At 61.4% G+C, this 9308-nt stretch carries 9 protein-coding genes and 1 pseudogene; 5 read left to right on the top strand and 5 right to left on the bottom strand.

Annotated features, from left to right (window positions below; genetic code table 11):
• From BM235_RS32320 to BM235_RS08935, 3 genes are all read left to right on the top strand, one after another.
• The coding region (locus BM235_RS32320) for a hypothetical protein (RefSeq protein ID WP_218161354.1) at positions 1-306 on the top strand (306 nt) is incomplete at its 5' end.
• Positions 307-362: 56 nt separating this feature from the next.
• Positions 363-1004: a general stress protein gene (locus BM235_RS08940; RefSeq protein ID WP_158543709.1), complete on the top strand. Its 642-nt coding sequence runs from the start codon at positions 363-365 to the stop codon at positions 1002-1004.
• A 3-nt stretch (positions 1005-1007) separates the two neighbouring features.
• Complete coding sequence (locus tag BM235_RS08935; protein ID WP_090111803.1) at positions 1008-1427, top strand: DUF948 domain-containing protein; 420 nt, start codon at positions 1008-1010, stop codon at positions 1425-1427.
• Positions 1428-1457: 30 nt separating this feature from the next.
• Here BM235_RS08935 and BM235_RS08930 read toward each other — a convergent pair.
• The 4 genes and pseudogenes from BM235_RS08930 to tdh form a co-directional block, all read right to left on the bottom strand.
• Positions 1458-2191 (bottom strand): annotated as a pseudogene (locus BM235_RS08930) (class I SAM-dependent methyltransferase).
• A gap of 455 nt (positions 2192-2646) precedes the next feature.
• Complete coding sequence (locus BM235_RS08925; protein WP_090112254.1) at positions 2647-3597, bottom strand: aldo/keto reductase family protein; 951 nt, start codon at positions 3595-3597, stop codon at positions 2647-2649.
• A 63-nt stretch (positions 3598-3660) separates the two neighbouring features.
• On the bottom strand, positions 3661-4836 hold the full coding sequence (locus BM235_RS08920; protein WP_090111801.1) for a glycine C-acetyltransferase: 1176 nt from the start codon (positions 4834-4836) through the stop codon (positions 3661-3663).
• Between the two features lie 39 nt (positions 4837-4875).
• Positions 4876-5922 (bottom strand): L-threonine 3-dehydrogenase, encoded by a 1047-nt coding sequence (tdh, locus tag BM235_RS08915; RefSeq protein WP_090111799.1) that lies wholly within the window; start codon positions 5920-5922, stop codon positions 4876-4878.
• A gap of 146 nt (positions 5923-6068) precedes the next feature.
• On the opposite strand from tdh, the gene BM235_RS08910 reads away from it, so the two are divergent.
• The gene (locus BM235_RS08910) at positions 6069-6623 is read left to right on the top strand and encodes a helix-turn-helix domain-containing protein (RefSeq protein WP_090111798.1); all 555 of its coding nucleotides are present in this window, start codon (positions 6069-6071) and stop codon (positions 6621-6623) included.
• Between the two features lie 158 nt (positions 6624-6781).
• Positions 6782-7951, top strand: coding sequence for an epoxide hydrolase family protein (locus BM235_RS08905; protein ID WP_090111795.1), 1170 nt, complete (start codon positions 6782-6784; stop codon positions 7949-7951).
• A 103-nt stretch (positions 7952-8054) separates the two neighbouring features.
• Here the strand turns inward: BM235_RS08905 and BM235_RS08900 are convergent, their stop codons facing one another.
• A complete protein-coding gene (locus BM235_RS08900) occupies positions 8055-9251 on the bottom strand; it encodes an ROK family protein (RefSeq protein WP_090111793.1) in 1197 nt (398 codons plus the stop codon).
• Positions 9252-9308 lie beyond the last annotated feature (57 nt).

Raw genomic sequence — 9308 nt, 5'->3', positions numbered from 1 at the left:
GCCTGCATCGCCTTCTCTACAGAAGGCGATTGGCTTTGCGCTGCCCTCTCAGCCTGCATCGCCTTCTATACAGAAGGCGATCGGCTTTGCATAGCCCTCCCAGCCCTCATCGCCTCCTCTACAGAAGGCGATCAACCTCGCGTAGCCCGCCAATTCCGCATCGCCTCTCCTGAAGAAGGCGACGATCACTGCATCACGCCAGCCGACCAAACCTCCCGACGGACAAACCTTCCGACGGACAAGCCCTCGAAAATAAACTTCGCCCACCGCTTGTCCACCCTGTTATTTCCATTTCCGACTTGGTGAAGTATCAGTATTCAGCTGGCGCGGCCAGCGAAAAAAACAGCATGGAGGCGATTGCGATGCTTACACCAATCGTGGGGACGTTTAGGAATGAACAGGACGTCATCGGCGCGATCGAAGCGCTGAAGGCGGCAGGCTGGAACAAGGACGATATCTCCGTCGTCAGCCATAAACGCGAAGCCGTCCATCACGTGGACACGGTCACCGGTACGAACAGCGCGGAAGGCATGGTCACGGGCGGCGTGGCGGGCGCCTTCCTCGGGGGAACCGCCGGACTCCTCGCCACGGCAGGCTTGCTATTTATCCCGGGTCTCGGCCCGCTGCTCGCGGCCGGCCCCATCGCGACCGTCATCGCGGGGGCCGCCGTCGGCGGCAGCACGGGTACGCTCATCGGCGGTCTCGCCGGACTCGGCATCCCGGACCGCGAAGCGGAGATCTACAAGACATTGGTCGAGCAGGATCATCTGCTCGTCATCGTAAAGACCAACGACGAGGGCCGGTCGCACGTGGAAAGCATTTTCCAGGCGTACGGCGCCGTAGAACCCCGCTCGACCGTCGTCTCGTTCGAGCAGCCTCCGCTGCCGGATGTCGCCGCTCCCGAAACTGCCGAAGAGATGCGCGTCTACATTAGCGCCAAGGACGGCGACGTGCAGACGCCCGTGAAGGAACTCGTCATTCCCCACAAGTCACGGGAGGCGTGACCGATGCGCGGCAAAAGCGCGGCGCTGGCTTCCGTCTCCCTTTCCGTCTTCGTCATCTATGCCGTCAAGACGATGAAAAAGACAATGGCGACGCTAGAAGAGGCGAACCGTACGCTGGTCGACGTCAAGAGCTCCGCCCTTCAGGCTACGCATGAAGCTACGGCGTTAATTCATACCGTTAACCGTACCGTTAAGGACGTTAAAGGACGCATCAACACCGTCGATCCGCTGCTCGAGACGACGCACGAGGTAGGCGACGTGCTGCATACGATCGCGCACTCGGTGAAGGAAGCGCTGAGTCCGGGCGATAAAGAAATCGCCGAAAAAGGCGCCGAAGCTCGTCCTCCAGGCATCGCCATTCGTATCGGGGACCGGCCGGTCCGTGAAGCAGTCGCAGGCCAGCCGACCCTTTATCATAAATAGCATCCTTTCAACAATAACGCGCCGCCCGCATCAGACTCTGGTCGCCGCGACCAAGAGGAACATCGGACGGCGCACTTCGTCCGCCCACGCCGGGTGCCGCTCCAGCATGTCGGCCGTCGGCTTCAGCTCGGACAGTTTGTCGACGCGGAACCCTGCCTCGATCAAGGGGTTCAAATAGCCGGCGACGGTCCGGTGGTATTTTACGACGTCATGTCCCAGGAACCTCGCAAGCCGCGGTCCATTCTCGTGGTAGCGGTCGAGCGGCCAGTGCAGTTTCTCCCCTTCCGGACCGTAGTGCCAATCCTGCGCTTCCAAAGCCGTAAAAATCGGATGCTCGACCGTGAATACGAAAGCCCCGCCGCCGGCAATATTCCGATACAACTTCCGGCAGACGGCGCCGAAGTCCGCTACGTAGTGCAGCGCCAACGAGCTCAGCACGACGTCGAACGCGCCTTCCGCGAAGTCAAGATCCTCGATGCCGCTTCGCATGTAGGAGATCGCGGGGTCGTCGGTCATCTCCCTTGCGCGAGACAGCATTTTCTCGGACAAGTCGACGCCGACCGCCGACTTTGCGCCCTGTTCCCGGGCATACCGGCAATGCCAGCCGTAGCCGCAGCCCAAATCCAGCATCCGCTTGCCCGCCAGATCCGGCAGCATCGTACGCAGCTCGTTCCACTCGCCGGCCGCCTCCAAGCCGCCGACCGACCGCGGCATGCGCTGTAATTTTCAAAAAAACGCTCGTCGTCGTATTTGTTTTCCCGCATATCCCCACGCTCCTCGTTCGTTCTGTTCGTTCTGATTCTTTCAGTATAGCAATCAGAATCTGCAACACCATACTCTATAGCATGGGGCAATTTCCCTCTAAAACTCCGTCCCAACCGTTCCAGCCCGCGCCGCCTCCCGCAAGATGAATCGCATAGGCGATCGCGGATGCCGCCCGCTCATGCTCGTGATGCCGGGTCTGCGGACTCGCGTTCGCCTCGTAGAACCACTTGCCTCAAACTCCATTCCCCTCGCCTTCGCGCTGCACGTGCGCCCTGAAGTCGAACGGCTCGCCCTCGTCCGTCCGCGAGCGTGCCGATATTTATTTCAGATCAGAATCCGCGGCCCCGGGCTAGCGCAGCGCAAGGGAAAGCGAACCAAATCCGACCATCGCGAAAAAGCCCTTGTCTCCGGCAAAGGCCGGATATACAAGGGCTTTCGTTCGCAGTCAATTGATTTACCCGCCCAGCACGGCCTCGAACTCCGCCCACTGCGCGCCGCTGAGCCGAACGCCGGAGGCGCGGACGTTCTCCTCGACCTGCTCCGGCCTGCTGGCGCCGACGATGGCGCTGGCGACCTGCGGATGGCGCAGCGTCCATGCGAGCGCAAGCTGGGACAGCGTCAACCCGAAGTCGGAGGCCATCTCCTGCAGGATTCGCGCCCGGTCGACGTATTCTTCCTTCAGCCAGGACCGGACGGCTTCGCCGCCGTTCGCGTCGGCCGCCCTGGCGGAGCCGGTCAAGTCGGAGACCGACTTGAACCGGCCGGCCAGCACGCCCTGCGCCAGCGGCGAGTACACGACCTGCCCGATGCCATGGCGGTCGCATAGCGGCAGCACCTCCGCCTCGATATCCGCCGCGAACATATTGTACAGCGGCTGGTTCGCGACGATAGGGCGCAGGCCGCGCCGCTCCACGACGCCGACGGCTTGCTTGATGTCCGACGCCGACATGTTGCTGAATCCGACGTAGAGTACCTTGCCCTGCCCCACCAAATCGTCCATCGCCCGGTAAGTCTCTTCCATAGGCGTCTCGGTGTCGGGATAATGGCAGTAGTAAAGATCGATATAATCGGTGCCCAGCCGTTTGAGCGAGGCGTCGCATTGCTCCATGATGTGCTTGCGCGACAATCCCTGCTGGTTCGGCAGATCGCCCATCGGCCCTCTGACCTTCGTCGCCAGTACGTAAGTAGACCTAGGGAGCCGCGACAGCGCCTCGCCGACGACCCGCTCCGCTTCTCCTTGCATGTAGACGTTGGCCGTATCGAAAAAATTAACGCCCGCATCGTATGCTTTAAGTATAGACTGACGAGCCGCTTCCTTGCCGACATAGCCGCCGTAAGTCAGCCAGCTTCCCAAACTGATCTCGCTGACCTTAAGTCCCGAGGCTCCCAATTTCCGATACTCCAATCCCATACCCCCTCGACCGTGTGGATACCTCCTATCCTATTCGGCCGAGGGCGGCGGCATGAATCAGATCAGCCCGGCGGTTCGCCCCGTGCGCGCCAGCACGTCCAAGGCGAAGTCCAGATCCTCACGCGTATGGGAAGCGGTCACGATCAGGCGGACTCTCCCCTTGTCCATGGCGACGGTCGGGTAGACGATGCCCTGCGCGTACACGCCTTCGGCGAGCAGCGCGTCGGAGAAGCGCATCGTGTCCGCGGGCGAGCCGACGATGATCGGGATGATCGGCGTCTCGCTCATGCCGCAGTCGAAGCCGAGCGAGAGGAGCTTCTCCCTGCAATAATTCGCGTTGCTCCACAGCCGATCGATCAGCTCCGGACTGCGCCCCAGCACGCGGACGGCCGCCAGGCACGATGCCGCGACGGCAGGCGTCTGCGACGTACTGAACAGAAACGAGCGCGCTTTGTGGATCAAATAATCTTTGAGCAGCGCGGAGCCCGCCATGTATCCGCCCGATACGCCGATCGCCTTGGACAGCGTGCCGACCTGGATGTGCACCCGGCCATGAAGGCCGAAGTGGTCGGTCGAGCCTTTGCCGTTGCGTCCGAGGACGCCGCTGGCATGCGCGTCGTCGACGTAGACGACGGCATCGTACCGCTCCGCGAGTTCGACGATGGCGGGCAGCGGCGCGATGTCGCCGTCCATGCTGAACACCCCGTCGGTGACGACGACGCGGGCCCGGTAGGACGCGCTCTCCTTCAGCGCGTGCTCCAGCTGGTCGAGATTTTTGTGCGCGTACACTTTGCGGCTCGCCTTGGTCAGCCGGATGCCGTCGATGATGCTGGCATGGTTGAGCTCGTCGCTGATCACGACATCGTCGGAACCCAGGATCGACCCGAGGATGCCCTGGTTCGTCGTGAATCCGGATTGGAAAACAAGCGTCGCCTCCGTGCCCTTAAACGCGGCCAGCTCGCGCTCGAGCTCGCCGTGTATGTCGAGCGTGCCGGCGATCGTACGGACGGAGCCGCTGCCGACGCCGTATTTTTCGATCGCTTCGATCGCCGCGCGCTTCAGCTCCGGATGCGCGGTCAAGCCCAGGTAGTTGTTGGAGGACATCTGGAGCACCCGGCGTCCGCCGAGCGTCATCCAACTGCCCGATCCGCCCTCCCATTCCGTGAGCGGCCGGTATCTGCCGTCGGCCCGAAGCTGCTCGAGTTCCTTCGATAAAAAGTCCAAGTTTGCCATCGTGTATATGTCGACTCCTTCCAATCTTCGCTTCAAAGCTCAACCGTGCGTAAAGACGACCTTGCCGCAATTGCCCGACTTCACCAGCTCGAACGCCTCTTCGTAGCGGTCCAGCGTGAACGTATGCGTGACCAGTCCGTCCAGCCGCAGCGCCCCCGAATCGAGCAGTCCTTTCATCTGGTACCACGTCTCGTACATACGACGTCCGGTAATGCCGTGGACGCTGATCCCTTTGAAAATGAGATGGCGCGCCAGATCGATCGGCACATCGTCCGTCGGAATGCCGAGCAGCGATATGCGCCCCGCGTTCGCCGCCGCCTCGAATCCGCCCCGGATCGCCGCCGGATGGCCGGACATCTCGAGCACGACCTCGGCCCCTTCGCCTTCGGTCAGCGCGCGAACCGCTTCGGCCATCGGCGTCTCCGCGCTGTTGACGAGCGCGTCGGCGCCCATCCGCTTCGCCATCTCCAGCCGGTTGGCGCGGACGTCGACGGCGATGATCTTGCCCGCGCCGCACGCGCGCGCGACGGCGATCGCCATCAACCCGATCGCGCCCGTACCGATCACGGCGACGGACCTGCCGACGATGTCGCCGGCAAGCACTGTCTGCACGGCATTGCCGAGCGGATCCTGCAAGCATGCCAGCTCGAACGGCATCTCCGGCCGGTTGTGAATCACATTGCCGGCCGGCAGCACTGCATACTCGGCGAAGCAGCCCGGCGCCGAGATGCCGAAGCTGCGCGTGCGGGCGCAGACATGCGCATTGCCCGTACGGCAAGCTTTGCAGGTGCCGCAAACGATGTGGCCTTCGCCGGAGACATGGTCGCCGACCTTGACGTTCGCCACACGCTCGCCGATGTCAACGACGACGCCGGCGAACTCGTGTCCGAAAACGTTCGGCGTAACGACCGCGCTCTCGGCCCAGGAATCCCAATTATAGATATGAAGATCCGTGCCGCAAATCGAGGACGCCTTCACCCGGACCAATACTTCTTCGGGTCCCGGGACCGGCACCGGCACCTCCATCAGCGCCGCGCCCGGTCCCCGATTCGGCTTGACCAGGCCGAGCATCGTTTTCTCCCGCATTCTCATCACCCTCGTATCGAGTTAAATCTGCTTTGTACAACATATTATACAATTGTATTATATATTGCACAATCTAATTATATGGGTTTATATTCGCCTTGCGTTCGGTATAATGGAGAGAAAATAACGGGACTTAGGTGGTTACGATGGACGCGATTCATAAGAAAGTCGGCAAAAACCTGCAAGCCGTGCGCAAATCGCGCGGCCTTAGCCTTGACCAGGTGGCCGAGCTGACGGGCGTCAGCAAAGCGATGATCGGCCAGATCGAGCGTGGCGACTCCAATCCGACGATTTCCGTGCTGTGGAAAATCGTCAACGGATTAAAGATTTCATTTACGTCGCTTATCGAAGAGGCAAAGGCGGATGTCACGTTCGTCGATATGGCCGAGATCGAGCCGTTTTTAGAGGAAGACGGCGCCTACCGCGCGTTTCCGATGTTCCCCTTCGACCAGCGCAAAGGCTTCGAAATGTACGCGGTCAACATGGATCCCGGCTGCAGCCACGAATCGGAGCCGCACAACGAAGCGGTCGAGGAATATATCGTCGTGACGGACGGCTCGCTCGACGTCGAGGTCGGCGGCGAGACGTACGCGGTCTCCGCGGGCAACGCCGTGCGCTTCCCCGCGGACCAGCCGCACGCGTACCGGAACAATACCGGCCAGATCACTACCTATATTACGCTCATTCATTACCCCTCATGATGCGCGCAGGCCCGCTTCCCGGAATACCCGGAGAGCGGGCCTTTTTTATTCTCGGGAACCTCCGTTTCTTCCTGACAAACTGTTGTCAGAAACCCTGCGCTATCATGAGATATGTAAGGTTGATAACGAAACGGAAGAGATCCTAAGGAGGCATTTAAATGAAACAAGACCAACTTAATCGCAACGCAGCACACGCGGACATCCGTCCTTTCCGCGTGGAAATCCCGCAATCCGATCTTGACGACCTGGCCTATCGGCTGTCTCGAACCCGCTGGCCGAACGCGCTGAACGGCGCCGGATGGAAATACGGCGTATCGCTCGAGTACGTCAAAGGGTTGGCCGATTACTGGCAGAACGGCTTCGACTGGCGCAAGCAAGAAGCGCGCCTGAACGCGTACCCGCAGTTCACGACGGAGATCCAAGGCGCGAACGTTCACTTCCTCCATGTTCGCTCGCCCGAGCCGGACGCGCTCCCGCTCCTGCTGACCCACGCATGGCCCAGCTCGATCGCGGAGTTCCTGAACGTCATCGGGCCGCTCAGCGATCCCCGCAGCCACGGCGGCAATCCTGCGGATGCCTTCCACCTCGTCATTCCCTCCGTGCCGGGATTCGGCTTCTCCGGTTCGACACTGGATTCGGGTTGGAACATCGCACGCATCGCCAAGGCTTGGGCGGAGCTGATGCCGCGCCTCGGGTACGACCGGTACGGCGTGCACGGAAGCGACTGCGGCGCGCTCGTATCCCGGGAAATGGGCCTCCAGCAACCGGATGGACTGATCGGCCTGCATGTGCTTCAGCTGTTCTCGTTCCCGTCCGGCGATCCCGCGGAGATGGCGGATCTCACCGAGGAGGACGGACGGCGGCTTCAGTTCCTGGCGAACTTTCATGAAAGGGCCGGCTTCAACGCCATCCAATCCACGCGTCCGCAGACGCTCTCCTACGGGCTGACCGATTCCCCGGCTGGCCAGCTAAGCTGGATCGCGGAGATGTTCAACGGTTTCGGCGACCACGTCGACGCCATCGATCGCGATGCGCTGTTGACGAACGCTTCGATCTATTGGCTGACGAATACGGCAGAATCGTCAACGCGGCTCTATTACGAGAACGCGCACGATCCGGAAGCTTCGGCCGCGGGTCCGAACGGGATGTCTACCGGTCTCGCCGTATTCGGCGACGACTTCAAGTCCATCCGTAGATTCGCCGAGCGGGACAATACGAATATCGTTCACTGGTCGGAATTCGAGCGGGGCACTCACTTTGCCGCATACGATCAACCGGAAGCATTAGCCGGAGACCTGCGAATCTTTTTCGGACGCCTTCGCCGCTGACGGCGATCGTGCTAACGAGTCATGCGACGGCTTGGGTAAAAGAAAAGACCGCGAAAACGCGCAGGAAACGCTCCTGCCGTCTTCGCGGCTTTTGTCGTGCTTTTTAAACCTCCATGCTCCTCCACATCATGAGCGCGGCGCCGGTGGCGACTGCGTCTTCGCGAAGCTCGCCTTTGGTGAAGACCGGCTGGTAGGCCGGATAGTAGTAAACGTTCTGGCGCGCGGTCTCGATGGCGGTCCGATAAAATCGCTCGTCCGAGTAGATGAGCGATCCGCCAAGGATGACGGTCTCCGGATGAAACATATTGATCATGTTGGCGAGGCCGATGCCCAGATAGGCCGCCGCGCCGTCGAACAGCTCGACCGCGGGCTGGTGCCCCTGCCTTAGCGCCTGCAGCAGATCCTCGTAGCGAATCTGATCCGGCGCGAGCCGCAGCTGCTCCGTCCAGCCGCCGCGTCCCAGTTTGGCCTGCGATTGCGCCTGCTTTTCCAGCGCCTGAATGGAGGCGTACGCCTCCAAGGCGCCGAAGTTGCCCCCATCGTGCAGCCGCGTGCCGTCCGCCTGGATAATCATCTGTCCGACGGCGCCCTCCAAGTCGATCGAGCCGTGAACGATCCGGCCGTTCGACATCATCGCGGACCGCAGCCCGATCCCGGCATGCACGTACAGCATATGCTGAGGATTGGAACGCCGCAGCGCCCAGCGCTCGCCCATGAGCGCCGCGTTCGCGCCGTTCTCGAGGCGCGCCTTGAATCCGGTCGCCTCCTCGGCCATTCGGCAGATCGGGACGTCCTGCCAGCCCGGCGCCGCGAAGTGAAGCGGCCGAAGCACGACGCCTTGCTCGCGGTCCAGCGGGCCGACGGCGCCGATGCCGAAGCCTTTTACTTGGCTTGGCTCGATCTTGTGGTCGAACAGAATGGCCTTGATCGTTTTCTCCGCATGCGAGATCAGCTTGTCCGGCGTCATCGCTTCGTCCATGCGCCAGCGGGTGAACGACATCGGGTTCATGCGGACGTCGAAGAAGCCGAGCGAGGCATGCGACCGGGAAATCTCGAGGCCGAAAAAGTAACCGAAAGCCGGGTTCGTCTCGTACACGATCGGCCTTCTGCCGCCGCTTGACGGGCCAAGGCCCGAAGCCTGGATCAGCCGGTCCGCGGTCATCTCTTCAAGCGTGCGCGTAAGCGTGCTGCTCGGAATCCGGAAACGATCCAGCAGCTCGGCCTTCGAAGCGAAGCCCTGCTCGGCGATATGGCGATAGATCAATTCCTTGGACGTAGGCACTCGATTCGCGCGGTTCATGGACTGGGCACTTCCTCGCTCGCTTGTTCGTTCGTCTGCAATCATTCTTTTTATTAT

Origin of the sequence: Cohnella sp. OV330 (assembly GCF_900112065.1) — a bacterium.
In the GTDB taxonomy this organism is placed as follows: Bacteria; Bacillota; Bacilli; order Paenibacillales; family Paenibacillaceae; genus Cohnella.
The sequence above is the reverse complement of the archived record's forward strand: the minus strand, read 5'-3'. Positions and strand labels throughout refer to the sequence as shown.